Origin of the sequence: Haloterrigena salifodinae (assembly GCF_003977755.1) — an archaeon.
GTDB classification, from domain to species: domain Archaea; phylum Halobacteriota; class Halobacteria; order Halobacteriales; family Natrialbaceae; genus Haloterrigena; species Haloterrigena salifodinae.
Genome location: NZ_RQWN01000001.1, coordinates 1547730 through 1573942 on the forward strand (window position 1 = coordinate 1547730; position 26213 = coordinate 1573942).

A 26213-nucleotide genomic window follows, 5' to 3' on the forward strand; every position below is an offset into this window, starting at 1 on the left:
TTCGGCCGCGAGTCGGAACGCTGATACTCCATCCCTCCGAGGCAGTCGGTATGGTTGATGCGTTCCTCGCCCAGACAATTCACCTGATCTTCGCCGGGATCTGGGCCGGCAGCGTCTTTTACGTCGCGTTCGTCGTGTTGCCCCTTGCGCGGGACGGCGCGTTCAACACGACCAAGCCCCTCGAGGCGATCTCCGGGAAACTGACCACTATCTCGCGCGTGAGCGCCCTCGTTTTGCTGCTCTCCGGCGGCCACCTCGCCGGCCAGCGCTACACGACGGCACGGCTCTTCGAGACGACCAACGGTCACCTGGTGCTCGGAATGGTGGTCCTCTGGGCGCTTCTGGCCGGTCTCGTCGAGATCGGAGCGAAGCGACTCGAGACGGGACTCAACGGGAAGAAACTCCGCGAGCCGGCGGCCAACGCGCTTCCCGTATACCGGGCGGGGGCGGTCGTCGCCGTCGGATTGCTCGTCGTCGGCGGCGCGATCACGTCCAACGCCGCGGCGCTTCTCTGAAGTCCGTCGAACGGCGACCGTCAACCGAACGGGACAGTTTGCGCCGCAATCCTGTCGTTCGGACGCCAACGAAAGCCGGACATTCTTGCGAAAGATACTTAATCAGTTACTGTAAGGTACTCCCATGATGATCAGGGGCAAAGAAATGGCGCTGTCGTTGCTGGCGGTCGGAACGGCCGCAGTCGCCGGATACGCACTTCGCTCGGGTCAGCGCACCGATTCGCCGTCGCGATCGAAAGCGAACCTCGGCGCACGAATCATCGGCCGCAACGAGGTTCCCGACGGCGCGACCGTCGTTGACAGCACCTCCCAGCGACTGGGCAAGATTCCAGGCGCGCGACGCGCCATCGGCCGCGCGGTCCGCAACGACGCGCGCGAGGAATGGGAACACGTGACGATCGACCGGGACGGCGCCTGGTCCGTCGTCGATACCGTCCGCGGCTCGCTGCCCTACTACAGCGGCTCCGGCGGAGAGTACAACGGCGTCTACGTCCGCCACAACGAACGCATTGTCGTCCTCGACGCGATCGGCTGGGCCCGACTCGAGAAGCCGCTGCACTGATCGGCCGGCTGACTCGGGTCACTACACCGGTTGCGAGCGAAACGGTACGCTAGCGGTACGTTGCAGTTCGTTCCTTCTCCGCCGACAGCGTCGGGTAACGATATCAGCGGTCGTACAGAGGCGGTGCCAGCGCGCTTCCATCGAGAGCGACGCTACGTCGCGCGCTCGAGTGAGTGATCGAACGGGAGAACGCGATCGAACAGGCCGTCGAAACGCGCACGAGTCGACGCGCCGGGAAGACGCTACAGCCCGCGAAATCACAACCACTACCTCGCAGCCCCGCCGAGTGGTCTCCATGCAACTGGGCGTAATCGGACTCGGACGCATGGGACAGATCGTCGTCGACCGCAGCCTCGAGGCCGGCCACGACGTCGTCGCCTTCGACCTCGACGCAGAGGCCGTCGCGACGGCCGCCGACGCCGGCGCCGAGCCGGCGGAGTCGATCGCCGACCTCACCGACCGACTCGGCGAGGAGAAGCGCATCTGGCTGATGGTGCCCGCCGGGGAGGCCGTCGACGCGACCCTCGAGGAACTCGAGAGCCACCTCGACGGCGACGACGTCGTTGTCGACGGCGGCAACTCCTACTTCGAGGACTCCGTGCGCCGCGCGGAGTCCTGTCCCGCGGCGTATCTGGACTGTGGCACCTCCGGCGGCCCCGCGGGCGCGGAACTTGGCTTCTCGCTGATGATCGGCGGCCCCGAGTGGGCCTACGACGAACTGACGCCCGTCTTCGACGCGGTCGCGACCGGGCCCGACGGCCACGAGCACATGGGACCCGCCGGCTCGGGTCACTACGTGAAGATGATCCACAACGGCGTCGAGTACGCCCTAATGCAGACGTACGGCGAGGGCTTCGAGTTGCTCCACGAGGGCCGCTACGATCTGGACCTCGAGTCGGTCGCGTCGGTCTGGAACAACGGCGCCGTCATCCGGTCGTGGCTGCTCGAGCTCTGCGAAGAAGCGTTCCGCGAAGAGGGCAATAGCCTCGGAACCGTCGCCGACCGCGTCGAAGGCGGCTCGACCGGCACCTGGACCGTCCAGGAGGCCTTAGAACAGGAGGTGCCGCTTCCCCTGATCTACACGGCGCTCTCCGAACGGTTCGGGTCGCGGGCCGACGACGGTCGCTTCTCGCGGCGCCTCGCGAACCGGCTCCGGTACGGGTTCGGCCGCCACGAGGTCCCGCGACGCGAGTAAGGCAATCGGACGAACGTGGTAACCGGACGGTCGACTCGACGACGCAATTCGACCGTCGCTGACGGTTCGCGCGATTGAGGACGTCCAGCAACGGTCATAACGTGCCGTCTTGTCGAACTGTGATTTTGCCTGGCCCACGCAGTGCGAAAAATTGAGTCATTTTCTTTACTCCCGGTCTCAACAGAAACAGTCATGAACTCTCAGAACCCGACAGCGGTTCCGGCAGCAGACGAAGATCTGAGTATGGCCGTCATCGAACTCGTCGCCGACGCCTCCGGAATCGATCCGGTCGAACTCGATCCGCTCTACAACGTTATCGATCCCGAAGTCATCGACACTCTCTCCTCAAGTTCCGGATTCTCGTCCCTCGAGTTCGAGTACGCCGGTCACACCGTCGTCGTCGATGGCACGGGCAAGGAAATCGAAATCTCGCTCGAACCCGTCACGATCGGCTCCGATCGATCCTCCGGCGTTTCCGGTCCCTCCCTGTAGGCTGTTTTCGCGGTCGGAGACCGACGTTCGGTCGACGGCCAGTCGCTACGTTCGACCCGTCCGTTCTCGAGAGAGTCCAGACCGTTTATCTCTCGTGGGGCCGACCGATAGCGCGTGGATGGGTGAAGACAAACTGAACATCACCGTTCGGTTCTTCGACGGTGCGGGGAACTACACGGCCGTCCTCGAGGAGTGCTGTCACTACGTGCTCACCGAGGAGCCGGCGCTGCCGGCGCTGCTCGAGTGGGTAAAAGCCAACACGCGGGCGACCAGCGACGAGGGAATCACCGACCGACTGCGGTTTCTCGAACGGATCGGGTTGCTTGTACTCGAGGAAGAACGGGTCCGACTCACCGACCGGGGCGTCCGGTGGGTCGCGGAGTCGGACCCCGAGATCCTGTTCGAGGCGCTCGTCGAGAACGTCCACGGGTTCGAGACGCTCCTCGAGGCGCTGCTCGACGGGCCGAAGACGGATGCCGAACTCGGCGCGGCGATCGCAGCCGACCATTCGGAGGTCGAGTGGACCGACCCCTCCGGTCCCGCACAGCACCGTGGCTGGCTGCAGAGTCTTGGCTACGTCGAGCGATCGGACGACCTGAACTCGCTGACCGAAAGCGGCGAGCGACTGGCGAGACGGGTCGCGTCCGGGCTTCCGGCGCTCGAGCGCGGAACCGAGTACTCGCAGTCGGAACTCGAGGCGGCGTTCGACACGAGTTTCGGCTCCTACATCAAGGGGATCAACCCGCGGACGGACGGCGACGGAGACCTGGCGTACATCATCCTGAAGGCTCGCGAGGACGGCCCGTACGGGGACGACCTCGAGGGCGAGCGGTTCACCTACATCGGGGAGGGCGTCCCCTCAAAAGGTGACCAGCACTTGACGCCCGCGAACGGGGCCCTGGTCGACCACGCCGAAGGGGCCGTCGTGCCGGTTTACTTCTTCTACCAGCCGGCGGACGCGGACCGGCTCCGGTATGAGGGGTTGGTCGACGTCGTCGACGCCGAGTATGTGGCCGACGCCGACGGCGATCGACTGGTCTACCGGTTCACGCTGGAACGACTCGAAATCGACGACCCGGCCGAATTCGCAGCGCTCGCCGACTCGGTGGTCGGCGACGGCACCGAAACCGGTAGCGTGTCGACCGAAACCGACGCCGGCGGTGGAGGAAATGCAGACGAACCCGCGCTCACGGCCGACGATGAGGCGTTCACCGCGACGCAGCGGCGCGTCCGCTCGAGCGCCTTCGCGAAACGAGTTACAACCGCCTACGACCGGCGCTGTGCGATCTGCGGCGCGTCCCGCGAGTCGCCCGCCGGAACCGTCGACATCGAAGCCGCCCACATCTACCCGAAGAAGGAGAACGGACGCGATACCGTCCGGAACGGCCTCGCGCTCTGCCGGCTTCACCACTGGGCGTTCGACGTCGGGTGGCTCGCGGTGACCGACGACTACCGCGTGTTGGTCGCCGACCGTCCCGACCTCGAGGGGTACGAGGAGTTCGCGCGACTCGAGGGCGAGGAACTAACGCTCCCCGACGAAACGGAGCATCGGCCGCACGCGACGTTCTTGGCCGCCCATCGAGAGCGACACGGATTCGAATCGACGTAGGACCGCCGGCAGGATACTCTTCCGCGCTCAGTACCCGTCTCGAACCTTGTCGATCTGACACCGGATGCAGAGATCGTCGGGAAAACAGGAGACGCTGTCGTGCGGACAGTCGTGCGCTTCGACCTGCACCGACTGCCGGCGTTTCTCCCGTCGCCAGACGCTCTCCCAGTCGTCGATGTCCATGTCTGCGGAGGTGAACACGACGGAGCCGTCGCCGGCGACGATCTTCGCCGCCGTGACCGCGTGCTGGCGTTCCTTGACGCGGTCGATCGCGTCCTCGTAGGACGAACAGCGGATCTCCTCGGTTCCCGACCGGTCGTCTAAGAGCCGCACCGTGATCGAGCCGTCGTACTCCTCCGTCGGCTCCAGCCCGTGGGTCATGATTGATACTATCCGAACGGGGTGAAAAATGGCGGGGAAGGACCCCTCGCGTTTAGACCGGTTCGCGAAGCGCCCAGACGTCGTCGCGGGGCTCGAGGCGATGCGGTTCGGCGCCGCGTTCGGTCAGGATCCCAGTGTGGTACAGCATCGCTTTCAGCTGGAAGACGGTCGGCGCGTGGTAGACGGTGCCGTCCGCGAGCGCCTCGCGTCGCAACTTGCCGTCCTCGGTCAGCGCCCGCCGGCGAACGTCGTCGTCCCCGCGGAGGAACAGCTCCACCGCGAACGTCGGCTGCACTTCGTGCAGGTATGTGAGGAAATCGACGAGCGACGGCTCGGGTTGCCAATCGTCGTGCATGGCCTGGAGTTCCGCGACGAGCAACTCGGTCGCCGGATACTCGAAGACGACGCGGCGAGCGAGTTGCCCCCAGTCGGGCGCGAGGTCGACGAACCGTTTTCGCGATCGGTACCAGTCCTCGAACTCCGCGAGGGCTGCCTCCACGGAGCCACACCGTCCCGTCGCGAATCGCACCACCTCCTGACCGAGCGAGGTTAGTTCGACGCCACGCGGCCCGTCCTCGATCAGTCCCAGGAACGCGGCTCCCTGTCTGGCGCTGTCGACGGCGCCGACGACCTCGTACTCCGACAGCAGGGTCGCCGTGTCGCCGTCGGCGTAGTGGGCCAGCGGATAGCCAAGGTAGTTCTTCGGATGGTTCAACCCGAACGACTTGTTCGCTATGCCCTGCGCGCCGGCCTGGAACCGCAGCGCCGTCGCCTCGCTCGAGGTCCGATTACCGACGATTCGGGGCACCTCAAGTGCCTCGACGTCGCCAGCGGCGTCGACGCCAAGCACGCCGACGTTCAGCTCCCGGGCCAGCGTCCGATCGGTTTCCGAGATCGCCGCCGCCGGCGCCGCGAGGTACGCCGCGTTGGCCTCGTGGAGTCGATCGTAGGCCTGTACGATGCCGCGTTGCGTGTCCACGCCGCCGCTGGCGTACCCCTTCGCCTCGATGGCGATCAGCGGCGGTTCCTCGCCCAGCCGTTCGACCGCGAGCAGGTCCGACTCGAGGTCGCGAACGCCCACGAGATCCGGGTAGCCGCCGCCGATCCGCACGTGGTTGAACGGCGCCAACCGGTCCCGGATCGCCGGCTCGATGGGGCGGCCGGGCAGCCACTCGTCCTGCGAGAACTGCGTGTCGGCCACGACGTACGAGCGCTCCGCGCCGCCCTCGGTCGGAAAGAGCCGCCGCTTGGTGTGGGCCAGCACCTGCGGTTCGGAGAGGGATCCGGCCGCGCTACTCATGGATCACGATTCGTCACTGCCGTCAATAATGTTCCGGCGGAGCGACTGGTCGACAGCCGCGATGGTACTGCCGACTCGGGGATCCACCGCCGGGCGGGGCTGAAAGGGGCTGAGCCGCTCGGCCGCTAGCCGAGCGGCTCAGGGGCTTTCGAGGCGTTCCCGCAAACGTACCCACGTTCGATGCTACTCGACGCTGAACGCACCGGACTCGAGTTCGCTGAAGATCCCGGCCATAACGCCGACGAACCCCAGAATCGAGAGCGCGACGCCGACGAGCCACTGCGGCGAGCCCCACGCGAACAGGTCGACGAGCCAGAGCGCGCCGACGAGGACGAGGCCGCCGGCGACGATCAGTCGGACGAACCGCTCCATACATCCCGTTTTACCGCCCGGACCCAAGTATCCGGCCGTTCGACGGCCCCGCCTCGAGTGCCGTCCCGGCGGCGAACCCGAGTCAGCGGTTTGTGTCTCGAGCCCGTACCCCTAGCCATGCTCGAGCCGACCCTCGTCTACGACGACGACTGTGGCTTCTGTACCTGGTGGGCCGACTACTTCGACGAGCGGACGGACCTCCGCATCGTGGGCTTTAGCGACCTGCCGGACCACCCCGAACTCCGCGAGCGGTTGCCCGAGTACTACGAGGAGTGCTCCCATCTCGTGACCGAAACCCGCGTCTACTCCTGCGGGGCGTCGATCGAGGAGGCGCTGCGCCGGTACGACAGCGGCGGCCCCGTCGACGAGACCCTCGGATTCCTTCGGAACTTCGAGGACTACGCGCGGATCCGCGAATGGGGCTACCGGCAGGTGGCGGACAACCGCGACAAGTGGGGCCAGTTACTGTCGAAAACGCCGCCGGCGCGCCAGCAGTCGGACGACGAGCGGTAAGCCGGCCGCCGGACGCTCGAGCGGGAACTTCGGTTTCGGCCCCCATGGAGTCCCGCCGCTCACAGCCCCGGCCCGCGGAGCCGCAGTTCCTCGAGCGACGCGGGCGCGACGTAGGTGCCGACGCGCTCGCGTTCCCACCACCGGCCGGTCTCGTCGCGCTCCTCGGGCGTCGTGAACCGATACCGGTACCGGACCGCGCGAATATGCGTCGGCGACTCCTTGCGCCCGGCGAAGGGGTCCGCGGCCAGTAACGTCCGCGTTTCGCCGTCCTCCTCGAGCAGTTTCGCCAGCAACCGGTGGAACCACGGGTGGCGACGCGGCGAGGGCGCCATGGCAGCGAACCACAGCTGCCAGTCCAGCCGGAGGTGGTAGGGCGCGATCTGGGGCGGCCGCCGCTCGAGGTCGGTCGGCTTCCCCTTGAATCGGTAAGGCTCCCACTCAGTCTCCTCAGTTATTTCCTCGTCGCTGGTGCCCTCGATGACGATCTCGTAGCGATCTCGCGTGACCGAGCCGAACGCGCCGTAGGTGTTGACGAGGTGGAGCGGATCGTAGGCCGTGTTCATCGTCTGGCTCTCCGAGAGCATGTTCTCGATCGGCCGGATGCTCATCGCGATCACGGTGATCGCGACCAGGATCGCCGCGCCCTCGAGGTAGAGCGGCGTCGCGACGGTCTCGGGCGCCGTCACGGGCAGCGCCCACTCGAGGGCGCCGTCGCTGAACGTCGCGATCGCCAGCACGATCGTCAGCGCGTTCAGCCACGCGAAGTTGCCGGTGAGCATCAGCCAGCCCATGAAGCCGATCGTCGCCGCACCGGCCAGCGACGAGGCCGGCTGGGGCGCGAAGTAGAGGAACGGAATCAGCAGTTCGACGACGTGATTCCCGAACGTCTCGAACCGGTGGAACCGATCCGGGAGGTGGTGGGAGAACCAGCTCAGCGGGTTCGGAATCGGCTGGGTCTCGTAGTGGTAGTCCATGCTGGAGAGGTCGCGCCAGCAGTCGTCCCCGCGGAGTTTGATCAGCCCCGCGCCGAACATGTTGCGGAAGAGCACCCACTGCAGGAGCAGAAGGATGACGAACGGCGGTGCCACTGCTCCGGCGCCGATGAAGATCGCGAGAAAGCCCGTCTCGAGCAGCATCGACTCCCAGCCGTAGCCGTAGAAGGTCTGCCCGGCGTTGACGAACGATTGGTAGAGCAGCCACACGATAGCCCAGAGCACCATCGAGACCGGCGTCGGGTACGGCTCTGGCAGCCAGTATGGCAACCCGACCAGCGCCAGCGCCGAGAGGACGACGCCGGCCCACGCGACGACGGCGATCGCCCGATCGCTTGGGACGAAGTAGAAGAGACTCGGCCGCTCCCGGAAGTCGGCGCCCTCGGCGTACCACTCGAGTGGTAACAGACCGTCCTCGCCGGCAAGCGGTCGGAACTGGAACGCGGCGACGAGAAACGCCAGCAGATACAGCAACGCCAGCCCTCGCTGGAAGAGGAAGCGAACGAGCCAGAACTCCTCGCCGTGGAACATAGTCGGCCCTCAGTCCGCGAAGCGCCAAAGGAGTGACGCGTTCCGCGCCGAACGGACGGGCACGAACGGATCGCCGCCCTCTGCTACGGCGTCATGACGACCTTGATACAGTCGTCCTCCTTGTCGTTGAACGTCTGGTACATCTCCGGCCCGTCCTCGAGGCCGACCTGATGGGAGATGATAAAGGAGGGATCGATCTCGTCCTCCTCGATTTTCCCCAGCAGCGGATCGAGATAGCGCTGCATGTGCGTCTGTCCCGTCTTGACCGTTAGCGCCTTGTTCATCAGCGGGCCGAAGGGGACATTCGCGCGCCCGAGGTAGACGCCGGGCACCGAGAGGGTGCCGCCCTTGCGGCAGCACTTGATGGCCTCGCGGAGCACGTACGGGCGGTCATCCTGCAGCTTCGCGCCCTCCTTGACGCGGTCGGAGACGCCGTCGAGACCCGTCCCGTGGGCCTCCGTTCCGACCGCGTCGATACAGCGGTCCGGGCCGCGGCCGCCGGTCATCGACATCAGGCGGTCGTAGACATCCGCGTGCTCGTAGTTGATCGTCTCCGCGTCGCCGTGTTCGCCCGCCATCTCGAGGCGTTCGGGCACGCGGTCGATGGCGATCACCTGGTTCGCGCCCATCATCTGTGCGCTCTGGATGGCGAACTGGCCGACCGGGCCACAGCCCCAGACGGCGACGGTGTCCTCGGGTTCGATGTCGGCGTTCTCGGCGGCCATGTAGCCCGTCGGGAAGACGTCGGAGAGGAACAGCACTTCCTCGTCGGAGACGTCCGACTCGATTTTGATCGGGCCGACGTCGGCGTAGGGAACCCGCAGGTACTCCGCCTGGCCCCCGGCGTAGCCGCCCAACAGGTGAGAGTAGCCGAACAGCCCCGCGGGCGACTGGCCCATCATCTTGCGGGCCATCTCGGCGTTGGGGTTCGAGTTGTCACACAGCGAGTAGAGGTCCTCCTCGCAGAACCAACAGGAGCCGCAACTGATCGTGAAGGGGACGACGACCCGGTCGCCGACCTCGAGGCTCTCGACCTCGTCGCCGACCTCGATCACTTCACCCATCGGCTCGTGGCCGAGGACGTCGCCCTCGCGCATCCCGGGCATCCTGTCGTTGTAGAGGTGGAGATCGGAGCCGCAGATCGCGGTGGCCGTGATCTCGACGATCGCGTCGGTCGGCTCCACGATCTCGGGCCGGGGAACCTCGCTGACTCGAACGTCCTTTTCGCCGTGCCACGTGAGCGCTCGCATCGTTTCCTCGGTCATAGCAGATCACCCCGTCCGCGAGCGGACGGTCTGTGTTCGGTCGTCGGCACCGTGCCCGTCTCCGCGAGACTCTTGAAGCGGTCCAGCGCCGTCCCGACGAGCGATTCGGGGACGACGTCGAGTCGCTCCACGGCCGCGCTGCCGGCCGTCCCGCCCGGCGGATCGAAGCGAACCTCGAGCGTTACCTTCGTCCCGCGGTCGCCCGGCGCCGAGTCGAACGACAGCGACCAGGCGTCGAACAGCGCGCCCATCGAGTCGTCGTCGACCGTCTCCCAGCGGAGCCGCTCGCCGGATTCGTCGGCCGTACTCTCCATCTCCCACGACAGCTCTCGGGCGAGCGGACCGCCCGCGCTCCACCGGTAGCGGTCGTCACCGACCGCAGAGACGTCGGCGAAGTGGCCGACGATGCGCTCTAAGCTCTCGGGGTCGCGCGCGAGGTCGGACAGTTCGTCCGCCGGTTTGTCGATCGTGATGGAGCGTTCGACCGGCTCCATCTCGCCAGCGTCGGTCAGATAGTCGCTGAGCGTCCGGTAGGAGAGTGCGCCGCCGACGAGCGCGATCACCGTTCCGCCCAGCGAACGGCGCCGGAGCCCGAACGCGACGAGGGCACCGCCGAGGGCGACGGTTCCCACTCGTTTCCACCGGGATCGGTTCGGTTCCGCTCCCGCGGACGCTCCCGGGTACATCGAGTTCGATACCGCTTCGGCCGCCGACTCGAACGAGTGTTCGGACATGATCAGGTATCTCCGTATTCGTTCAGCCACGAGCGCACGGCGCCGCCCAGCGCCCCGGTCGTACTCCCCAGATTGAGGATCTGGTAACCGGACCCGGCCTTCTCGTTGACGTCGTCCATTCCGAAGCCGAGCCCGCCCAGCGGAACCCCAGCCTCGAGGGCCGCCTCGCGGATCTGTTCGACGTGTTCCTCGACCTCGTCGTGAGTCGGCTCGCCGGGGTGGCCGAGCGACACCGCGAGGTCCAGCGGACCGGCGAAGACGAAGCCAAGTCCCGGGACCTCGAGGATTTCGTCGATGTTGTCGATCGCGGTCGGGTTCTCGATCGTCACGCCGACGACGATCTCCTCGTCCTCGGTGCCGGCGTAGTCGTCGGTCGTCCCCCACCGACTCGCCCGGGGGCTCGCGAAGCCGCGCTTGCCGGGGTCGCCGTCGTACTCGAACTGCGAGGCCTCGACGGCGCGGCGCACCTCGTCTGCGGATTCGATCCGCGAGACGAACAGCGACCGGACGCCCGCGTCGAGCGTCTTCCGGACCATCCCGGGGTCGGGCTCGGGTAACCGGACGAGCAGTTCCGTCCCCGTCACGTTCGCGGCCCGAGCCAGGTCTTCGAGTCGGTCGCCGTCGAACGGGCTCGGCCCGGCGTGCTCGAGGTCGATCCAGACGAAATCGAGGCCGAGTTCGCCGTAGAACTCGACCAGCGTCGGATCGTACGCGTTCTCGAGGACGCCGAGCGCGACGTCGCCGTCCGCGAGCGTCTGCTGTAGGAGATTGGTTCGTGGCGAGGTCGCCATAGGCCTTCGACACGAACCGAATGGATAAAGCTTCGCGCTGAATTAGAAGTCCGCTCCGCTCTCGAACGGTTTTGTTCCGACGCGTTGAACGGCGGCCCATGCGACACCTCGCAATCGACGACGTCGACTCCGATCCGTACGACGAGGACCTCCACACCGATCGCCGTGCCCTCGCCGACCCCCTCGGGACGAATCACCTCGCGATCACGCGCTACGTCCTCGAGCCCGGCGAGCGGTTCAGCGGCTCCGTCCACGCTCACGCGGATCAGGAGGAGGTGTTCGTCGTCCTCGAGGGGGAGGCGACGTTCGAGATTCGGGCGGACGACGGCGACGAGGCGGCCGAGCGCATCGACGAAGTGACGGTCGGAGCGGACGAGGTCGTCCGATTTGCCCCCGGCGAGTTCCAGTCGGGACGCAACGCCGGCGACGATCGCGTCGTGGCACTGGCGCTGGGAGCGCCGCGCGACAGCGAAGACGTTCGCATCGCCCGGATCCCGGGACTCGACGGCGGGAATATCACGTGTCCCGACTGCGAGTGCGATCACATGCGGGTCTCGAGGGCTGACGAGACCGACTTCGAGTGCCCCGAGTGCGAGGCGACGCTCGCGCTCGAGGACGAATAAGCGCTCGAACTCAGCGCTCCAGTTTCCGAAGGGCGGCGCCCGCGGCGACCACGACGAGCGCGCCGGTCGCGAGGACGGTCAGTCCGGGGACGAACGATCCGGTCGCGTCGCGCAACGCCCCGACGAGCATCGGCCCGAAGAACCCCCCGAGCTCGCCGACGGCGAAGATGAAGCCGACCGCGGTGCCGGTCAGGCGAGCGCCGATCCCCTCGAGGTCCGGCGGAATCGCGCGGACGAGCGGCGAGATGCCGCCGACGCCGATTCCGGTGACGACGATGCCGACGAGGACCAGCGGGCCGGTACCGCCGACGATCACGCCGGCGACGCCGACGAACGCGACGGCGCCGCAGGCCATCAGCGCGGGCCGTCGCAGTCCGTACCGGTCGGCCAGTTCCGGGACGGTGAGCACGCCGATGACGTAGGACGCCACCAGCAGGCTCGTGGTCTGGCCGGCCGGCCCGGCCGCGAGCCCCCGGGACTCGAGCAGCGTCGGGAGCCACCCCTGCAGGCCGTGGTTCAGGAGCAGGTACATCGTCCCGATGACGACGACCAACTGGAGTTCGCGGTGGGAAAGGACCAGCCGAAGGTCCTCGCGAATCGACTCGAGGGAGAAGCCGCCGTCGCCGTCCATCCGCTCGTCGATTCCCGCCCAGAGAGTGACGACCAGCCAGACGAGCCCGTAGGCGACGGCGACGACGCCGCTCCAGAAGAACAGCGGCCGCCAGCCGCCGAGCCACGGCCCCAGGACCGGCCGTCCGACGGCGAAAACGAGCGCCGAACCCGTCGACGCGCCCACGAGGTAGACGGCCGACGGGCGGCCGGTCCTCTCGGGCGGGAACAACACGCCGACCAGTTTCGGGAGGCCGAAGGTGATCGCCGTGGCACCGACGCCGAGCAGCAGCGTCACGACGAACAGCGACGGAAAGCCGGGCGCGAAACTCCGGGCGATCTGTGCGATCCCGTAGATCAGCACGCCCGCCGCGAGGCTCCGACCGGGCCCGATCCGGTCGACGGCGACGCCGGAGAACAGCGCCAGCGGGATGTAGGTCAGCGGCACCGCGCCCGTGAGGATCCCCGCCTGCGTGCTCGAGAGCCCTACGTCGTCGATGATCACCGACAGGTACGCCGGCAGCGAGAACCAGACGAACATCAGGCAGGTGTAGCTCAGCGCCCCGAACGCGACGAGTCCGTACTCCCGACGATAGCCGGCGCTCGAGCGACCCATTCGGACGAAGTGAGTGTCGGGCCACTCGAGTAGTTTGCTTTTGCGGTGGATAGCCCCGGGTTCGGATGGCGGCTGGCACCGACCGTTTTCCCCGTCGGCGTCGTTCGTTCGGTATGACGCCCGAAGAGCGAGCCGTCCTCGAGCGCGCCCGCGTCGCGACGCTGGCGACGGCCGACGGCGACGGTCGTCCCCACGCGGTCCCGATCTGCTACGCGGTGCTCGAGGGTAACGGCGGCGATTCGGCGTGCGACTCCAATCGCGACCCGCGACTCGTCTCGGCGATCGACGAGAAACCGAAGTTGACTCGCGATCTCCGGCGCGTCCGTGACGTACGGTCGAACCCGCACGCGACCGTGCTCGTCGACTACTACAGCGAGGACTGGTCGCGGCTCGCGTGGGTTCAGGCCAGGGGCCGCGCTCGCGTCGTCCCGCCCGACGGGGACGCCGAGGCGGGCGACGCAGAACGACGGACGGACGCGAGCGGCCACGACGCCGCCGTCGCCGCCCTCGAGGCGAAGTACGACCAGTACGCCGATCACGACCTGTCCGAGCGCGTGGTCCTCGAGATCCGCGTCGAGCGGACGCTCTCGTGGGGCGCGCTCGAGGCGTACGCAGAGTGAGGCGACAGCGCAGAGAAAGACCACAGCGCGGCAGAAGATTACGATGCGGAGTGAGGCGACACCGAAACGGCATCGCCGCGCTCGGGCGCCGACGCATCGAATCCGTCCGCCTGCAGCTCCTCGGCGAACGCCTCGCATCGGTCGCCGTGGTTGATCAGCACCTCGACGTCCCGATAGGACTCGAGGAACTCGAGAAGTCCGTCCCGATCCGCGTGCGCGGAGAAGTCGTACTGTTCGACCCGGGCGCTGATCGGCATCCGGCGGCCGTCGATCTCGGCGCTCCCGGTCTCGAGGAGGTCGCGCCCGGGTGTCCCCTCGACCTGGTAGCCGGTCATCGCGATCTTGTTCATCGGATTCGCCCGAATTTCGGGGATGTAGGTCATGGCAGGGCCACCAGACAGCATCCCGCTGGTGGTGATGATCGCTGCCTTCTGGTCGGTGATACGCTTTCGCTGGCCGTTTCGTCCGGTGACGAACCGCGCGTGGGATTTCGCTCGTCGAAACGCATCTGCGTCGCGAACGAACTCGGGATACTGGTGGAGTATCTCGGTTACCTGTTGCCCCATTCCGTCGACGTAACAGGGGATGTCGTAGGCATCACAGATGAGCATCATCTCTTGGGTCCGTCCGATCGCGAACGCGGGGACGACAACGGTCCCACCCTCCCAAAGCGTCGTCTCGATACTCTCGACAAATCGCTCCTCCACGACTGATCGTTCCTCATGCTCGACATCGGAGTAGGTACTCTCGCAGATGACGACATCAGCATCTGGTCGTGCAGTCGTCCCTGAAACCAGACGCTGGTTGTCAGTGTGGAAGTCTCCCGTGTAGAGCAGTCGTGTATCCCCATCGTCAACGAGTACGTGGGCGCTTCCTGGGATGTGTCCTGCATTGTAGAATGTCACGTCATAGCCAGCCGTTTCGAAGGTTTCCTGATACCCGTGCGTTTTCGATACCTGTGTAACGCGCTTGAGATCGTTCTCAGTGAACGGGCAGTTGTATGATCCCCCGTGTAGCTTGAGCGTGTCTCGCGCAAGCGTCAGCGTTAGCTCGTACGTCGGGGGTGTCCAATGAATCGGCGGCCGTTCGTCACCGGAAAGCAGGGACGGTATCGTACCAACATGATCGAGATGCCCGTGCGAAACAACGACTGCATCCGGGTTTGGTGTTCGCACCGGAAACTGAGGAGGATTGTCCGTCAACATCCCGAAATCGAGTAGAAGAGAATCGTCCACGAGGATGGCGCTTCGGCCGATCTCGCGGGCTCCGCCGAGAAATTGAATATCCATTATTGGAAGTGTGTTCGCCGAGCGCTTTTCTTCGTCGGTTCGCACAGAGAACTTCTTGACCGGTAGCAATCATGGATGGTATTCGAACTCCAAGCGCTCGCTCAGCTGCGGCGTCTCCGGCGCGTTCTCCTCGTCTCCAGTGCGTACGAGGGTCCGATCGGTGAGGACTATGTCTTCCCGCGCAACGGGTTTTACTATTGGAAAGATGTTCGGTATCTCTTTCTCGGATACAGCAACAGCAGATCAGTGAAGGCCGACAGTCAGCTCGTCGAACAATTCGTCTACGGGATTCGATACGGGCAGAAAACGGATGCTCAGTCTTCAGGTGTCGGTTGTCCAGGCGCTTCCGTCGCAGGCGCCGGGGGTTCGTGAGTACCAAAGTCGGGATGGGTCTCTTCCATCCATAGGTACACGATAGCCCCTGAGACGAACATCAGTATCGCGGTCATGTAGAAGGCGGCCTCGGCGTTCACGAACTCCATCGAGAGTCCGATCAAGATCGCGCCGACGCCGTAGCCGGCGTCGCGCCACATTCGGTAGACGCCCATCCCGGCCGACCGCCAGGTTGGATGGGCCGCGTCGCTCGGGACGGTCATCAGGTTCGGATAGAGCAGCGCCATCCCCAGCCCCGAGACCCCGGACAGGACGACCCAAGGGAGGTAGCTATCGACGAACACCATCCCGAGGACGCCGCCCCCCGCGAGGAACATCCCCGCGATGACCGGCGGTCGTCGACCGATGCGGTCGGCGAGGCCGCCGGTCCCGACCTGGAGAAAATACACTGCGCTGTGGACGCCGACGACCACGCCGACAGCCTCGATTGCCAGCCCCTGACTTGTGAGATAGAGTGGCACTGCGATCCAGAACAGCGTGTCGACGAAGTTCTCGATGTGGCCGGCCTGCGCCGCCGCGAACAGCGTTCGGTCACCGTAGGTCGCGCGCTTCAGAACGTCCTTGAACGGCAAGTTCGCGTCGTGATGATCGTCGTCGCCTTCCAGCTGTGCGAGCTGTACCGTCTCTTTGATGAGGAAAACCGAGATGAGCGTCGCCAAGACGACTACTACTGCGAGGAAGTAGAACGGCTCGGGCCGGAGGCTCGTCTGCCCTGCAATGACGCCCGTGATCCACGCGCCCGCTGCGACGCCGGTGTAGCCGAACGCCTCGTCGATACCGACGGCGAGCCCGCGCTGCTCGGGGCCGGCAAGGTCGATCTTGGCGTTAATCGCCATGCTCCAAGTCAGCGCCTGATTGATCCCCAATAGAATGTTCCCGACGGTGATCCAGCTCCAGCTCGGGGCGTAGACGAGGACCACCGGAATCGGCAGCGCGGTAAGCCAACCGAGGACGAGTACGGGCTTGCGGCCGTGCTCTTCTCCCCACTTGCCGGCGTAGAGGTTGAGCAGCGCCTTGACGAAGCCGAACGAGATGACGAACGAGCCGATGACGAAAAACGACTCGACGCCGAGCACGTCCCCGCCCAGAACCGGCACGACCGTACGCTCCGAGCCGATCGTCAGCCCGGTCGCGAACACCAGCAGGACGTGCAGCGAGAACTGTCCGAGGTGCTCGCGAATCCCCTGTTTCAGGTCGGTTTGTTCGCTCATAGATCACTCGGCTGTACATCGGTTCTGGTCACGTTCGAGGTCAGCCAACCCTCCATCGATCATGTCTCTACAGCGGTCACAGATGGGAGATAGAATCGGATCAATTCGAGTACTTTAGTTGGCGGCGCAGTTGTTCGGGCCGAGTTCGAGCGCTTCAGTGTCGCCACCGGGCTGCTGCTTCCCCCAGTTGATCTGCTTGATCTCGTTGTAGTTCGCGGGCTCGTCGGCGAGACTCTCCACGATCGTTTCGACGAACGCCGTTTCGTCGTTAGCTTCGACATAACTCAGAAGTTCATTCGTCGTTTCCTCCCGTAGCTTTCCGAGTTCGGTAGCGAGCGGACGACTCTCTTCGCCGCTGAAGTGGCCCGGGAGGACAACAGTCTCGTCGTCCAGATTCGTCAGCTGATCCAGACTCTCAAACAACTGGCCAGCCGCTTCGCGAACCGCGTCTTCGGCACTATCCTCGAGGTCAGGCCGGCCGACGCTGCGCAGAAACAGCGTGTCCCCGGAGAGGAGTGCATCGTCGAACTGGAACGAGACGCTTCCGGGCGTGTGACCAGGCGTGTAGATCACGTCGAGTTCGCGGTTCCCGACGGCAATCGTTTCACCGTCCTCGAGTTCCGTGACGCTGTCGAGTTCGCCAGCGTCGTCTTTATGCAGATAGTACGGAACGTCGAGTTCGCCGGCGAGCTGACGAGCACCCGAAACGTGGTCGGCGTGTGCGTGGGTATCGGCGACGCCCACGATCTCGAGATCACGTTCGTCTGCCGCGTTGAGATACTGGTCGATGTACTGGCTCGGGTCGACGACAATGGCTTCACCATCGTCGTAGGCGAGGTACGAGACGCATCCCGTACCGGGGCGGACGATCTGGACGATCCCGTCGGCGTCCTGAATTTCGTACTGGCGGTGAACTCGGCCCCAGCCATTCATTCCGTCGTCGATCGATGTAGCGTCGAAGCCGTGTTCGCGGAGGAATTCGGCGGCTCGCGCCGACGTGACACCGGCAACGCAGACGACTACGATTTCTTCCTTTTCCGGCAGCTCGTCGAGTTGCGACTCCAGCGTGGAGTAATCGTAGTCCAGCAGTTCATCGTAGACGGGTATGTTCTCACTCCCGGGAATCTTCCACTCGTCGTAATCGTCCTCGTTGCGGACATCGAGGATGAAGCGGTCCTCGGTGTCGTCTTCTTGGACGCGTCGAGCGACTTCCGAAGGGGTGATTGTAGTCTTGCTCATTACATTCAATACTATGAAGCAGCGCCTATTAAATCCGTTGGTCGAAATACCAGAAGGGGATTCCGTTCACATCTATAATTTGGACTGTTTATCGAGTATACGCAGCAGATAGCATACAGAGATTCGATGACTTCTTTACTTATCTTCGGAGATAGCAACGGTAATCCTTACATAGTTTAGCCATAACTGCGCACTATAGGCTATCATACATTCGAGGTTGAACAGGCTGAGAAGCTAGAAGATGCGGTGTCTCGTTACCGGTATCTCTCTGCGGAAGAACTCCTTTGAGGAGTCTTTCCATCAGACAGGGAGGTTATGGCTGATCTTGGAAGCAGGACGGGCTTCTATACTGACAATCTCGCTCCGCACGTAGGCAGGTGTATGCTGTCGACGTACAGGAAGCGATGCACGACTACTATCGTGAAAAAGGCGTGCCGGAGAACGTTGAACTCATCACAGCAGAAATCAGTGACCTCCCGTTCGACACCAGCTTTCTCAACGTAGCAGTTTCGACGATGACCGATCACGAGTTCGCCGGTCCAGATGCACTGCGAGAACTCGGACGGGCCATTCATCCGGGTGATCGTCTCGTTATCGCTGACTGGTCAGCCGAAGGACTTGGAGAAACAGGTCCGCCCCTGGACGTACGATTTGCTGCCGAAGAGACAGCCTCCTCGCTCCAAGATCATGGCTTCAAAATTCGACATCAAGCGACACGAACTGAGACGTTCATTCTCGTCGGCGTTCGAGAATAGAGAGATTAGCTTTTGACGGTCGGCGGCTGACTGGACGTGTCGCCGTATTTTTCGCTGAATTCGCCGATGAGCTGACCCATTTGTGCGTACCAGTCGTTGAGCATCCGCTGCATCTCCTGAGCGATCTCGTCAGCGTCTCGCGGGAGATAGACGTGATAGTACCCGCCTTGATCGTAGTTGACCTGCTCTTTCTGAATGAACCCGGCCTGCATCAACCGCTTGACGGACCGGTAGGCAGTCGACCGCTCACGGTCGATTTCATCTGCAATTTCGTCGACGGTGAGCGGCTCGCTGGCTTCGTTCAGTAATTGGAACACGTCTTTGTCGATTTCTTTGAGATTGTGGAAACACTCCAGTAGGCCCTCACACTGCATATCCTGCCGAAGCATTTCACTCATCGAGTCAGGCATCAGTTACCGGTACTAGATGCTTGTCACTCAAAAGTATTTGCATAGTTAGCACAATACTGTTACCATCTATGACGACACGAGCCGACACCGTGTTCCGATTCGCTCCTGCCGAAATACATAGCGCGAATGTGGCACGAGGGTCAGCCCGAGTTGCGAAGGTAGTGATTGCTCAATCCAAGGTGCGTAGTCAGCAAGTCGAGAGCTATCAAGAGCGGATTGGCGAAGTCGTTCGTCACTGGCACATTGCTCTATAGGGGGTTTTTACAGCCAACGCGACATCGTTCGAATGATGGCTACTGAGGCTACCTTTACCGTTCCATCCAATCAATTCCCCCTCGGAACCGTGTTCGCACAACTGCCGGACGTGACGGTCGAACTAGAGCGACTGATTCCGTCGCGTGACGTGGTGATCCCCTACTTCTGGGTTCGAGGAACGGAAGTTGAGGACATTGAGGGAGCGTTTTCTGACCACCCGGGCATAAAGCAAATCCAACTCGTCGATTTCGTCGAGGATGAGTATCTACTGCGTGTCGAGTGGTCACTCGAATACAACGATGTGCTAAGCGTACTGACCGAGACAGACATCCCGCTCATCAAAGCGACCGGCACGAACCAACAGTGGACATTCGACATTCGCGGGGACACGCGAAGCGATATTGCAACCTTTCATTCTCGCTGTCGAGAGGTCGAAATTCCGGTCACGCTGACGGAATTGCACGCAATGACGCCGGTTGAGACCGAAACCGAGGCAGCACTCACTGAGACGCAACAAGATGCACTGGCACTCGCTTACGAGCGTGGGTACTTTGAATCCCCGCGTAAGATAACGATGAAAGAACTCGGCGACAAACTCGGAATTTCTCAGCAAGCCGTCGGATCTCGACTCCGCCGTGGGATGAAAAACATCCTCGGAAGCACCCTTCTCGGTACGGAGAATTCGAGTCAATAAACCGTATAAAAGGCCGTTGTATAATAAAAAGTAGCGCTGACAGTGTTTCCCGGTCAAGAAGGCTACATTCAGACGTAGAATGGGAGATCAAACTGTGAAAACACCAAACTATTCTGACTCTCTGGGTAGAGTAAATGATCTCCTGCTTGTGGAGGATAACCCGGCTGATATTCGCTTCGTCGAGGAGGCGATCAACAATTCCTCACTCGATGTGACAGTCCATAGTGTCTCGACGAGTGCTGCAGGTGTGGATTTCATTCACCAGCGAGGAGAGTACACAGATGCACTCGAACCCGACCTCGTGTTTCTCGACTGGAATCTCCAACGAACGACTGGGAGAGAAGTATTAACGGCTATCGAGGATGATTGCTCTCATATCCCGATAGTGATACTAACTGGATCAAAAGCGAAGTTGGAGACCGACCATCTGCCCTCGACGAAAGCGGAGTTAATGAAGGAAAAACCGACCGATCCCGACGGATACATCGAAATCATTTGTTCGATAGCTCCAAGTCAATAAGCAGGTCTACTGAGCGGCTGGCACAGATGTTTCGTAGCGAAACAAACGAAGCCGTCGTGCTGAGCTGATTCTCTATATGCAGCACGCGATTCTTGGCAGCCATCGGATAGATCGACGGCTCTGCTGGTACCTCTCTCGCCGATACTGAACGTGAGTTTCGACCCTAATTCTGAATACAGAAACCGTATTACCAACTACTGGTATCAAACGACTCAATACCGAGCGAGTCACTCCGTTCTCTGATCACCCAATATCAGGTGATTCTGTGGGAGCATCGATAGTTAGCTGGAAGCGGTTTCGGTCACGTCGTCGGTCGTGCTCGAGCGAAGCGCTCGCCAGTAGCCCTGTGCGTACGCGCCGATGAACATCCCGACGACCGCCCACAGGATCGGATAGTTACCGATACCGACGCTCGCGTAGGCAGCCCCTGGACAGATTCCCGAGAGACCCCAGCCGACACCAAAGATCGCCCCGCCGACGACGACGTTGCGGTCGAATTCTTTCACTCGGCGCGTGTACTCGCTGGCCGTCAACGGCGCCCGATCGAGATACCCGGTGGCGACGGCGAACGTGATCCCGGTCACGATGGCTGCACCACCCATGACGAACAAGAGGCCAAAGTCCTCGAACTGGAGGAAGTCCAGTACGACCTCAGGGCGAGCCATGCCGCTGATCGCGAGGCCGAAGCCGAAGATCAGCCCGCCCACGTAGATTATCGGCATGAACAGCGGGCTACGGTGGGTACCGCTCATGGTGCCACCCCCATTGCCTGTACGAGCTGGGCCGTCCCGATCGCGAAAGCGAGGAACGTCGCCACGTTCACGAAGGAGGTGTTCGAGAGCGAACCGACACCGCAGACGCCGTGGCCAGACGTGCACCCTTTGCCGAGGCGCGTCCCGACGCCGACGAGGACGCCGCCGCCAAGGAGCCGCCACCACTGGACCTCCGTCGTCCAGATCCCGCCCTGGAAGAGGACTGCGTACACGGCGGCACCGCTGACGATGCCCGCTGTGAATACGAGTCGCCAGTCTCGCGACTGGACGTACTTGAACCGGTTGAACCGGGGCACGTCGGAGACGTACGACAGCGTCGACTCGAGGAACGTGCTCGCACCGGCAATGATCCCTGTGGCGAGGTAGATGACTGCGGCGCCGAGCCCGACGAGCAGTCCACCGAGGAGATACGGGAGGACCCCTCGCGGGAAGAATTCACCGAGCGCGAGCAGTGGTGTAAGTTCGCTCATCTTAGTTCGTTAGCGCCTCCTCGCTCGCCGCACAGTTGTTCGGTCCGAGTTCGAGCTCGAACGCTTCTTCGTCGTCGGGCGATTCCCGACCGAGGTTGGTGGCGATGATTTCTTCGTAGTTTGCGGGTCGCGGCGGCATGTCCGAGACGATGAACTCGACGAATGACGCTTCGTCCATCGACAGTGCGTCCATCGTGCCTCGCAGTTCACCGAGTACAGCGGTGTACGTGCCGTCCTCGTTCGGCGTTGCGGAATCGCTGAAGTGTGCAGGTGCGATGATCGTATCGTCAGAATGCGTCAACACTTTCTCGGTGAGCGATTCGTAGAGCGTCCTCGCGGTGTCTCGAGCTGCGTCGGGATCTTCGAGGTCAGGGCGTGCGACGCTTTCGGTGAACAGTCCGTCCCCGGTAAACAGGACGTTCCCAACCTTGTATGCGGTCATTCCCGTCGTGTGGCCGGGCGTGTGATACACGTCGATCTCGATGTCGCCGACTGTGAGCGCGTCCCCGTCTTCGATGGTTTCGTACTGGCGGTCGTACTCGACGCCGCGCGCCGCAGCCGCTTCGGGCATGATCGCAGTTGCCTCTGTCTGCTCGGCGACCGCCCGTATTCCAGAGATATGATCTGCGTGAACGTGCGTGTCGATCGCGTACGAGAGTTCTGCACCGAGATTTCGAACGTCCTGGATATAGTCGTCAGTGAACGCCCGTAGCGGGTCGATGACTGCGGCTTCACCGTTCGAGACGACGAGGTACGCGAGACACCCGCTGGACGGACGCTGGTACTGTGCAATCGTCGCGTCGATGTCGACGTTGAGTTCAGTGTATTCGTAGATACGCGCCCAGCCCTTCATTCCGCGTTCGAGGTGGTTGACGTCGTATCCCTCCTCCTCCAGGTTTTCGGCCACCATCTCGCTGGAACCGCCCTTCGCACACAGGACTGTGATCTTCTGTTCTTCGGGAAGCGCTGCGAGAAGGTCCCGCGGAATCCCGTCGAGCAGCTGGAAATAGGGGTAATTCACGATCTCGACGGTCTCGCCCTCGATATGCCACTCGTCGAAGTCACCTTCCGAGCGCGCGTCGAGGATAAAGACGTTCTCGCCGCTGTCAATCCGCTCTTTCAGTTGTTTCGGTGTGATCGATTCGACGTTTTCCTCAGTGCCGGGACGGTCTTCTTCGCTCATCGTTATCCCCCTCTACTAACGGCTCGTCAATAAGGCTTTGCATAGTAATTCTATATTCGCACAATACTATATTTGGATAATGGGGCCGAAATGCCGTATTTCGGCCAGTATTGTGTCTGTATAGTCTTGTAGTAATGCCCAACATATGGGCCACTGCCGACACATTTTTATTGTGGCCATCAGTATTGGGTGGTGTAGTCAATATCATGACTGAGTACGAAATCACCGAGACGCTCGACGTGAAGGGACAGAATTGCCCGATGCCGGTCGTCAAGACGAAGCAGAACATCGACGGACTCGGGGCAGGCGAGGTTCTGGAAGTCTTGGCAACTGACCCCGGGAGTATGAGTGACATCGCTGGTTGGGCGGAGACGACCGAGGGTGTGGAGCTCGTCGACCAGGATGAGGGTGACGACGTCTTCACCCACTACGTTCGCAAGACGGAGTAAGAGAATGCGTACGGACACCCCACAGACGCCCACCGCTGACGACGAACCGCTGAGTCGAGCAGAACTCGAGGAGCGAATTACGGAACTCGAGGACCGGCTTAGCGATGTTGAGTCCGAGAGCGGCGATGAACAGCCGAAGATGTCGATCATCGCGACGAAGGGGACACTCGATATGGCGTACCCGCCGCTCATCCTCGCAAGTACCGCCGCCGCGTTTGGCTACGAGGTGACGGTCTTCCACACGTTTTGGGGGCTGGACATCCTCCACGAGGAGCAGTCGAAGAACCTGAAGCTGAGTTCCGTCGGCAATCCCAATATGCAGGTCCCAAACGCGATCGCGGCGCTTCCGGGTATGGATCGCGTGACAACGAAACTGATGGAACGACAGATCGAGGACAACGACACGGCGACGATCGAGGAACTCATCGACACCTCCCTGGAGATGGGTGTCGAGTTCCAGGCCTGTCAGATGACGATCGATCTGATGGACTACGACGAAAACGACTTCTACAACGGTGTCACCGTCGGTGTCGGGGCAGCGACGGCGATTCAGGACATGACTGAATCCGACATTCAACTCCTCATTTAATGTCACGACCCTCAGCGAAAGAGATCGATCCCAGCGACGCAGAGCAGCGGGAACTGGGAGAAGGCCTTCTCGAGGAGGATATGGGGCCTAGTTCAGCGACTGCTCACCTCTATCGGGGCGAGATTCACCGCATGAAATTCTGGCGAGAGCGCCTCGATCGGACGACGAACTGGGCAGTTCTCGTCATCTCCGCGATCCTCACATGGGCGTTCTCACGGCCCAGTATTCCACACTATATCATTCTCATCGGTGTGGCCACGCTCTCGGTATTCCTGCTGATCGAGGCTCGTCGGTATCGGGGATACGACATCTGGCGAAGCAGAGTCAGGAAGTTGCAAGAAAACGTCTTCGCATACGGCCTCGACCCCTCCGCTGGATTACCTGATCCCGACTGGCGTGAAACGCTGAGTCTGGATTACCGGGAACCGACGATCAAGATCAGCACGGAGGAAGCGATAGCTCACCGTCTCCGACGGGTGTACCTGCCGCTTTTCACCGTGTTACTCGCTGCGTGGCTCGTGCGTATCACCGCCTTCTCTCCAGAGCCGTGGGTGACAAGTGCAGCGATCGGGATGATTCCCGGGTCGATCGTGGTAGGACTTGTGACACTGTTCTATCTCGGTGCAGCTATTACTGCTGTTCGCCCTCGAACGTGGCACGCAAAGGGCGAACTGCGTTCTGAAAATCTGCGTGAAAAATGAGACTCAAGCAGCAACTGCTAGCGGATCTTCGTTTCCGAGCATCCCGCTGGTGGTGATGATCGCGGCTTTCTGGTCGGTGATGCGCTTTCGCTGGCCGCGCGGGGACGTCGTCTCGGCCGCGTTGCCCCGATGATCGTCGACGTGGAAATCGCCCGTGTAGAGCAGCCGCGTCTCGCCGTCGTCGACGAGGACGTGCGCGCTCCCCGGGATGTGGTCCGCGTTGTAGAACGTCATCTCGTGGCCGGCCGCCTCGAACGTCTCCCGGTAGCCGTGGGTCTGCGAGACCTGCGTGACGCGCTGGACGTCCGTCTCGGCGAACGGACACTGCATCGTTCCGCCGTGGAGGTTCAGCGTGTCCCGAGCGAGCGTCAGCGTCAGTTCGGACGTCGGCGGCGTCCAGTGGATCGGCGGCTGTGCGTCGCCCGAGAGCAGCGCCGGTACGGCGCCGACGTGATCGAGATGGCCGTGGGAGACGACGATCGCCTCGGGCGTCGGTGTCTCGACGGGAAACTGCGGCGGGTTCGCCGTCAGCATCCCGAAATCGAGCAGCAGGGTGTCGTTCACGAGGATCGCGCTGCGACCCACCTCGCGAGCGCCGCCGAGCAATCGAAGCTCCATCGTTCGCACTGCGGCCTCGAGTCGATCAAAATCGACGCGGCGGCAGGGCCGCGGCGGATTCACGACGGCAGGATGCAGCGACCGAGGACAGGGCGGCGACGGGACGGCGCGGGACCGCGGCTACCGATCCCAGAGCCGCGTCCGATTGGTCGTCGAGTCGCGCGAGCGCCGCGTGTCGAGACCGTCGGTTCGACCGCGCCCGTCCTCGAGCAGACGGTCGAGTTCCCGTTCGAACTCGGTCTCGCTGAGTTCGCCGTCGACGTACTGCGAGCGGAGGCGTTCCTCGCGGTCGTCGGTCGACCGGGCGCCGTCGCGTCCGTACTCGGTCTCGAGATCGCCTCCTCCACCGTCGTCTCGGAGCAAGGAGACGAGTCCGACGGCCGCGAGGACGACGACGGCAAGCATCGCGAGCGTCGCGACGGCTGCCACGACGGTCGCGACGACCGAGAGGACGATACCGACGACCGTCGCGATGACGCTGAGCACGATGAACGCGAGCAGGAGGGCGCCGGCGCTCTTGAGCAGGAGTGATCCATGTCGGGGCATACCTGTAATTCGACGCACACGCACAAAAATCTACAGACGCTACGAGCCGTTGGAACGCGCCTCGCCGGAGACGGCCGCGAGCGGGGCCGTTCGCTTCGTGAGCCCGATGAGATAGACGTCGAGCAGGCAGATGATCAGAACGGCGAGAGGAACGGCGACGTCCAGATAGCTGACGGAGTCAAACTGCAACGCCGTGACAAAAAACGGCTCGCTCACGGCGAACGCGCCGGACAGCGTCCGGGCGGAGAGGAACGCGAGCGCGAGGACGTACAACCCGAACCAGCTCGCTCCGCGTTTCCACTCGCCCAGATAGCAGTGGCCGAGCCCGGCGACGAACACCGAGAGCGGGTACGCAGGCCAGATCGGACGCGAGAGTTCGCTGTCACTCATCGGTCGTG

At 63.1% G+C, this 26213-nt stretch carries 30 protein-coding genes and 2 pseudogenes; 14 read left to right on the top strand and 18 right to left on the bottom strand.

What is annotated here, in order from left to right; all coding sequences use genetic code 11:
- Window positions 1-50: 50 nt before the first annotated feature.
- The 5 genes from EH209_RS07690 (at window position 51) to EH209_RS07710 (ending at window position 4373) form a co-directional block, all read left to right on the top strand.
- Entirely contained in the window at window positions 51-515 is a 465-nt protein-coding gene (locus EH209_RS07690; protein ID WP_126662290.1) for a copper resistance protein CopD, read from the top strand.
- A gap of 124 nt (window positions 516-639) precedes the next feature.
- The gene (locus EH209_RS07695) at window positions 640-1077 is read left to right on the top strand and encodes a hypothetical protein (protein WP_126662291.1); all 438 of its coding nucleotides are present in this window, start codon (window positions 640-642) and stop codon (window positions 1075-1077) included.
- 295 nt (window positions 1078-1372) lie between these two features.
- The gene (gene gnd, locus EH209_RS07700) at window positions 1373-2272 is read left to right on the top strand and encodes a phosphogluconate dehydrogenase (NAD(+)-dependent, decarboxylating) (protein WP_126662292.1); all 900 of its coding nucleotides are present in this window, start codon (window positions 1373-1375) and stop codon (window positions 2270-2272) included.
- 192 nt (window positions 2273-2464) lie between these two features.
- Window positions 2465-2764 carry a HalOD1 output domain-containing protein gene (locus EH209_RS07705; RefSeq protein WP_126662293.1) on the top strand — a complete coding sequence of 100 codons (300 nt, stop codon included), beginning with the start codon at window positions 2465-2467 and terminating at the stop codon, window positions 2762-2764.
- Window positions 2765-2882: 118 nt separating this feature from the next.
- Entirely contained in the window at window positions 2883-4373 is a 1491-nt protein-coding gene (locus EH209_RS07710; protein WP_126662294.1) for an HNH endonuclease, read from the top strand.
- A gap of 27 nt (window positions 4374-4400) precedes the next feature.
- On the opposite strand, the gene EH209_RS07715 is transcribed toward EH209_RS07710, so the two are convergent.
- The 3 genes from EH209_RS07715 to EH209_RS07725 all read right to left on the bottom strand — a co-directional run bounded on the left by EH209_RS07715 (window position 4401) and on the right by EH209_RS07725 (window position 6426).
- Entirely contained in the window at window positions 4401-4754 is a 354-nt protein-coding gene (locus EH209_RS07715) for a hypothetical protein (protein WP_126662295.1), read from the bottom strand.
- 52 nt (window positions 4755-4806) lie between these two features.
- Window positions 4807-6054: a hypothetical protein gene (locus EH209_RS07720; RefSeq protein WP_126662296.1), complete on the bottom strand. Its 1248-nt coding sequence runs from the start codon at window positions 6052-6054 to the stop codon at window positions 4807-4809.
- Window positions 6055-6237: 183 nt separating this feature from the next.
- The gene (locus EH209_RS07725; RefSeq protein ID WP_126662297.1) at window positions 6238-6426 is read right to left on the bottom strand and encodes a hypothetical protein; all 189 of its coding nucleotides are present in this window, start codon (window positions 6424-6426) and stop codon (window positions 6238-6240) included.
- A 117-nt stretch (window positions 6427-6543) separates the two neighbouring features.
- Here EH209_RS07725 and EH209_RS07730 point away from each other — a divergent pair, with 117 nt between their 5' ends.
- The gene (locus EH209_RS07730) at window positions 6544-6939 is read left to right on the top strand and encodes a thiol-disulfide oxidoreductase DCC family protein (RefSeq protein WP_126662298.1); all 396 of its coding nucleotides are present in this window, start codon (window positions 6544-6546) and stop codon (window positions 6937-6939) included.
- A gap of 59 nt (window positions 6940-6998) precedes the next feature.
- Here the strand turns inward: EH209_RS07730 and EH209_RS07735 are convergent, their stop codons facing one another.
- The 4 genes from EH209_RS07735 to EH209_RS07750 form a co-directional block, all read right to left on the bottom strand.
- On the bottom strand, window positions 6999-8462 hold the full coding sequence (locus EH209_RS07735) for a lipase maturation factor family protein (protein ID WP_126662299.1): 1464 nt from the start codon (window positions 8460-8462) through the stop codon (window positions 6999-7001).
- Window positions 8463-8545: 83 nt separating this feature from the next.
- Window positions 8546-9712 (bottom strand): zinc-dependent alcohol dehydrogenase, encoded by a 1167-nt coding sequence (locus tag EH209_RS07740; RefSeq protein WP_126662547.1) that lies wholly within the window; start codon window positions 9710-9712, stop codon window positions 8546-8548.
- Between the two features lie 11 nt (window positions 9713-9723).
- Complete coding sequence (locus tag EH209_RS07745; protein WP_126662300.1) at window positions 9724-10461, bottom strand: SRPBCC family protein; 738 nt, start codon at window positions 10459-10461, stop codon at window positions 9724-9726.
- A gap of 2 nt (window positions 10462-10463) precedes the next feature.
- Window positions 10464-11252, bottom strand: a complete 789-nt coding sequence (locus tag EH209_RS07750; protein ID WP_126662301.1) for an HpcH/HpaI aldolase family protein — start codon at window positions 11250-11252, stop codon at window positions 10464-10466.
- A gap of 98 nt (window positions 11253-11350) precedes the next feature.
- On the opposite strand from EH209_RS07750, the gene EH209_RS07755 reads away from it, so the two are divergent.
- Window positions 11351-11875 (top strand): cupin domain-containing protein, encoded by a 525-nt coding sequence (locus EH209_RS07755; protein WP_126662302.1) that lies wholly within the window; start codon window positions 11351-11353, stop codon window positions 11873-11875.
- A 10-nt stretch (window positions 11876-11885) separates the two neighbouring features.
- Here EH209_RS07755 and EH209_RS07760 read toward each other — a convergent pair whose 3' ends face one another.
- A complete protein-coding gene (locus EH209_RS07760) occupies window positions 11886-13100 on the bottom strand; it encodes an MFS transporter (protein WP_126662303.1) in 1215 nt (404 codons plus the stop codon).
- Window positions 13101-13213: 113 nt separating this feature from the next.
- Here EH209_RS07760 and EH209_RS07765 point away from each other — a divergent pair, with 113 nt between their 5' ends.
- Window positions 13214-13720 (top strand): TIGR03668 family PPOX class F420-dependent oxidoreductase, encoded by a 507-nt coding sequence (locus EH209_RS07765; protein WP_126662304.1) that lies wholly within the window; start codon window positions 13214-13216, stop codon window positions 13718-13720.
- Between the two features lie 38 nt (window positions 13721-13758).
- Here EH209_RS07765 and EH209_RS07770 read toward each other — a convergent pair whose 3' ends face one another.
- From EH209_RS07770 to EH209_RS07780, 3 genes are all read right to left on the bottom strand, one after another.
- Entirely contained in the window at window positions 13759-15009 is a 1251-nt protein-coding gene (locus EH209_RS07770; protein ID WP_126662548.1) for an MBL fold metallo-hydrolase, read from the bottom strand.
- Window positions 15010-15323: 314 nt separating this feature from the next.
- Window positions 15324-16613 carry an MFS transporter gene (locus EH209_RS07775; protein WP_126662305.1) on the bottom strand — a complete coding sequence of 430 codons (1290 nt, stop codon included), beginning with the start codon at window positions 16611-16613 and terminating at the stop codon, window positions 15324-15326.
- A gap of 114 nt (window positions 16614-16727) precedes the next feature.
- The gene (locus EH209_RS07780) at window positions 16728-17852 is read right to left on the bottom strand and encodes an MBL fold metallo-hydrolase (protein ID WP_126662306.1); all 1125 of its coding nucleotides are present in this window, start codon (window positions 17850-17852) and stop codon (window positions 16728-16730) included.
- Between the two features lie 315 nt (window positions 17853-18167).
- Between EH209_RS07780 and EH209_RS07785 the strand changes: the two are divergent.
- A pseudogene (locus EH209_RS07785) lies at window positions 18168-18607 on the top strand (class I SAM-dependent methyltransferase).
- 5 nt (window positions 18608-18612) lie between these two features.
- Here the strand turns inward: EH209_RS07785 and EH209_RS07790 are convergent.
- Window positions 18613-19017 (bottom strand): helix-turn-helix domain-containing protein, encoded by a 405-nt coding sequence (locus EH209_RS07790; protein ID WP_126662307.1) that lies wholly within the window; start codon window positions 19015-19017, stop codon window positions 18613-18615.
- 289 nt (window positions 19018-19306) lie between these two features.
- On the opposite strand from EH209_RS07790, the gene EH209_RS07795 reads away from it, so the two are divergent.
- Together EH209_RS07795 and EH209_RS07800 are read left to right on the top strand one after the other, a co-directional pair.
- Complete coding sequence (locus EH209_RS07795) at window positions 19307-19966, top strand: helix-turn-helix domain-containing protein (RefSeq protein WP_126662549.1); 660 nt, start codon at window positions 19307-19309, stop codon at window positions 19964-19966.
- Between the two features lie 79 nt (window positions 19967-20045).
- A complete protein-coding gene (locus EH209_RS07800) occupies window positions 20046-20486 on the top strand; it encodes a response regulator (RefSeq protein ID WP_126662308.1) in 441 nt (146 codons plus the stop codon).
- Window positions 20487-20767: 281 nt separating this feature from the next.
- Here the strand turns inward: EH209_RS07800 and EH209_RS07805 are convergent, their stop codons facing one another.
- From EH209_RS07805 to EH209_RS07815, 3 genes are read right to left on the bottom strand one after another with little or no spacing between them, the layout of a single operon-like run.
- Entirely contained in the window at window positions 20768-21238 is a 471-nt protein-coding gene (locus tag EH209_RS07805) for a YeeE/YedE family protein (RefSeq protein ID WP_126662309.1), read from the bottom strand.
- Window positions 21235-21729, bottom strand: coding sequence for a YeeE/YedE family protein (locus tag EH209_RS07810; protein WP_126662310.1), 495 nt, complete (start codon window positions 21727-21729; stop codon window positions 21235-21237). The genes EH209_RS07805 and EH209_RS07810 overlap by 4 nt, the downstream gene beginning before the upstream one ends.
- 1 nt (window position 21730) lies before the next feature.
- Window positions 21731-22912, bottom strand: coding sequence for an MBL fold metallo-hydrolase (locus tag EH209_RS07815; protein ID WP_126662311.1), 1182 nt, complete (start codon window positions 22910-22912; stop codon window positions 21731-21733).
- Between the two features lie 206 nt (window positions 22913-23118).
- Here EH209_RS07815 and EH209_RS07820 point away from each other — a divergent pair, with 206 nt between their 5' ends.
- The 3 genes from EH209_RS07820 to EH209_RS07830 are packed head-to-tail and all read left to right on the top strand — an operon-like array spanning window position 23119 to window position 24651.
- The gene (locus EH209_RS07820; RefSeq protein ID WP_126662312.1) at window positions 23119-23361 is read left to right on the top strand and encodes a sulfurtransferase TusA family protein; all 243 of its coding nucleotides are present in this window, start codon (window positions 23119-23121) and stop codon (window positions 23359-23361) included.
- Between the two features lie 4 nt (window positions 23362-23365).
- Window positions 23366-23950, top strand: coding sequence for a DsrE/DsrF/DrsH-like family protein (locus EH209_RS07825; RefSeq protein WP_126662313.1), 585 nt, complete (start codon window positions 23366-23368; stop codon window positions 23948-23950).
- A complete protein-coding gene (locus EH209_RS07830) occupies window positions 23950-24651 on the top strand; it encodes a DUF2270 domain-containing protein (RefSeq protein ID WP_126662314.1) in 702 nt (233 codons plus the stop codon). Before EH209_RS07825 ends, EH209_RS07830 begins: the two co-directional genes overlap by 1 nt.
- Window positions 24652-24750: 99 nt before the next feature.
- Here the strand turns inward: EH209_RS07830 and EH209_RS07835 are convergent.
- The 3 genes and pseudogenes from EH209_RS07835 to EH209_RS07845 all read right to left on the bottom strand — a co-directional run.
- A pseudogene (locus EH209_RS07835) lies at window positions 24751-25269 on the bottom strand (MBL fold metallo-hydrolase); the annotation flags it as partial.
- A 120-nt stretch (window positions 25270-25389) separates the two neighbouring features.
- Window positions 25390-25815, bottom strand: a complete 426-nt coding sequence (locus EH209_RS07840) for an SHOCT domain-containing protein (protein WP_126662315.1) — start codon at window positions 25813-25815, stop codon at window positions 25390-25392.
- 39 nt (window positions 25816-25854) lie between these two features.
- Window positions 25855-26205: a hypothetical protein gene (locus EH209_RS07845; protein WP_126662316.1), complete on the bottom strand. Its 351-nt coding sequence runs from the start codon at window positions 26203-26205 to the stop codon at window positions 25855-25857.
- Window positions 26206-26213 lie beyond the last annotated feature (8 nt).

Coding starts and splice junctions, on each gene's coding strand:
- EH209_RS07690 (WP_126662290.1), top strand. CDS start 51: ATGGTTGATGCGTTCCTCGCCCAGACAATTCACCTGATCTTCGCCGGG.
- EH209_RS07695 (WP_126662291.1), top strand. CDS start 640: ATGATGATCAGGGGCAAAGAAATGGCGCTGTCGTTGCTGGCGGTCGGA.
- gnd (WP_126662292.1), top strand. CDS start 1,373: ATGCAACTGGGCGTAATCGGACTCGGACGCATGGGACAGATCGTCGTC.
- EH209_RS07705 (WP_126662293.1), top strand. CDS start 2,465: ATGAACTCTCAGAACCCGACAGCGGTTCCGGCAGCAGACGAAGATCTG.
- EH209_RS07710 (WP_126662294.1), top strand. CDS start 2,883: ATGGGTGAAGACAAACTGAACATCACCGTTCGGTTCTTCGACGGTGCG.
- EH209_RS07715 (WP_126662295.1), bottom strand. CDS start 4,754: ATGACCCACGGGCTGGAGCCGACGGAGGAGTACGACGGCTCGATCACG.
- EH209_RS07720 (WP_126662296.1), bottom strand. CDS start 6,054: ATGAGTAGCGCGGCCGGATCCCTCTCCGAACCGCAGGTGCTGGCCCAC.
- EH209_RS07725 (WP_126662297.1), bottom strand. CDS start 6,426: ATGGAGCGGTTCGTCCGACTGATCGTCGCCGGCGGCCTCGTCCTCGTC.
- EH209_RS07730 (WP_126662298.1), top strand. CDS start 6,544: ATGCTCGAGCCGACCCTCGTCTACGACGACGACTGTGGCTTCTGTACC.
- EH209_RS07735 (WP_126662299.1), bottom strand. CDS start 8,462: ATGTTCCACGGCGAGGAGTTCTGGCTCGTTCGCTTCCTCTTCCAGCGA.
- EH209_RS07740 (WP_126662547.1), bottom strand. CDS start 9,712: ATGCGAGCGCTCACGTGGCACGGCGAAAAGGACGTTCGAGTCAGCGAG.
- EH209_RS07745 (WP_126662300.1), bottom strand. CDS start 10,461: ATGTCCGAACACTCGTTCGAGTCGGCGGCCGAAGCGGTATCGAACTCG.
- EH209_RS07750 (WP_126662301.1), bottom strand. CDS start 11,252: ATGGCGACCTCGCCACGAACCAATCTCCTACAGCAGACGCTCGCGGAC.
- EH209_RS07755 (WP_126662302.1), top strand. CDS start 11,351: ATGCGACACCTCGCAATCGACGACGTCGACTCCGATCCGTACGACGAG.
- EH209_RS07760 (WP_126662303.1), bottom strand. CDS start 13,100: ATGGGTCGCTCGAGCGCCGGCTATCGTCGGGAGTACGGACTCGTCGCG.
- EH209_RS07765 (WP_126662304.1), top strand. CDS start 13,214: ATGACGCCCGAAGAGCGAGCCGTCCTCGAGCGCGCCCGCGTCGCGACG.
- EH209_RS07770 (WP_126662548.1), bottom strand. CDS start 15,009: ATGGATATTCAATTTCTCGGCGGAGCCCGCGAGATCGGCCGAAGCGCC.
- EH209_RS07775 (WP_126662305.1), bottom strand. CDS start 16,613: ATGAGCGAACAAACCGACCTGAAACAGGGGATTCGCGAGCACCTCGGA.
- EH209_RS07780 (WP_126662306.1), bottom strand. CDS start 17,852: ATGAGCAAGACTACAATCACCCCTTCGGAAGTCGCTCGACGCGTCCAA.
- EH209_RS07790 (WP_126662307.1), bottom strand. CDS start 19,017: ATGCCTGACTCGATGAGTGAAATGCTTCGGCAGGATATGCAGTGTGAG.
- EH209_RS07795 (WP_126662549.1), top strand. CDS start 19,307: ATGGCTACTGAGGCTACCTTTACCGTTCCATCCAATCAATTCCCCCTC.
- EH209_RS07800 (WP_126662308.1), top strand. CDS start 20,046: ATGGGAGATCAAACTGTGAAAACACCAAACTATTCTGACTCTCTGGGT.
- EH209_RS07805 (WP_126662309.1), bottom strand. CDS start 21,238: ATGAGCGGTACCCACCGTAGCCCGCTGTTCATGCCGATAATCTACGTG.
- EH209_RS07810 (WP_126662310.1), bottom strand. CDS start 21,729: ATGAGCGAACTTACACCACTGCTCGCGCTCGGTGAATTCTTCCCGCGA.
- EH209_RS07815 (WP_126662311.1), bottom strand. CDS start 22,912: ATGAGCGAAGAAGACCGTCCCGGCACTGAGGAAAACGTCGAATCGATC.
- EH209_RS07820 (WP_126662312.1), top strand. CDS start 23,119: ATGACTGAGTACGAAATCACCGAGACGCTCGACGTGAAGGGACAGAAT.
- EH209_RS07825 (WP_126662313.1), top strand. CDS start 23,366: ATGCGTACGGACACCCCACAGACGCCCACCGCTGACGACGAACCGCTG.
- EH209_RS07830 (WP_126662314.1), top strand. CDS start 23,950: ATGTCACGACCCTCAGCGAAAGAGATCGATCCCAGCGACGCAGAGCAG.
- EH209_RS07840 (WP_126662315.1), bottom strand. CDS start 25,815: ATGCCCCGACATGGATCACTCCTGCTCAAGAGCGCCGGCGCCCTCCTG.
- EH209_RS07845 (WP_126662316.1), bottom strand. CDS start 26,205: ATGAGTGACAGCGAACTCTCGCGTCCGATCTGGCCTGCGTACCCGCTC.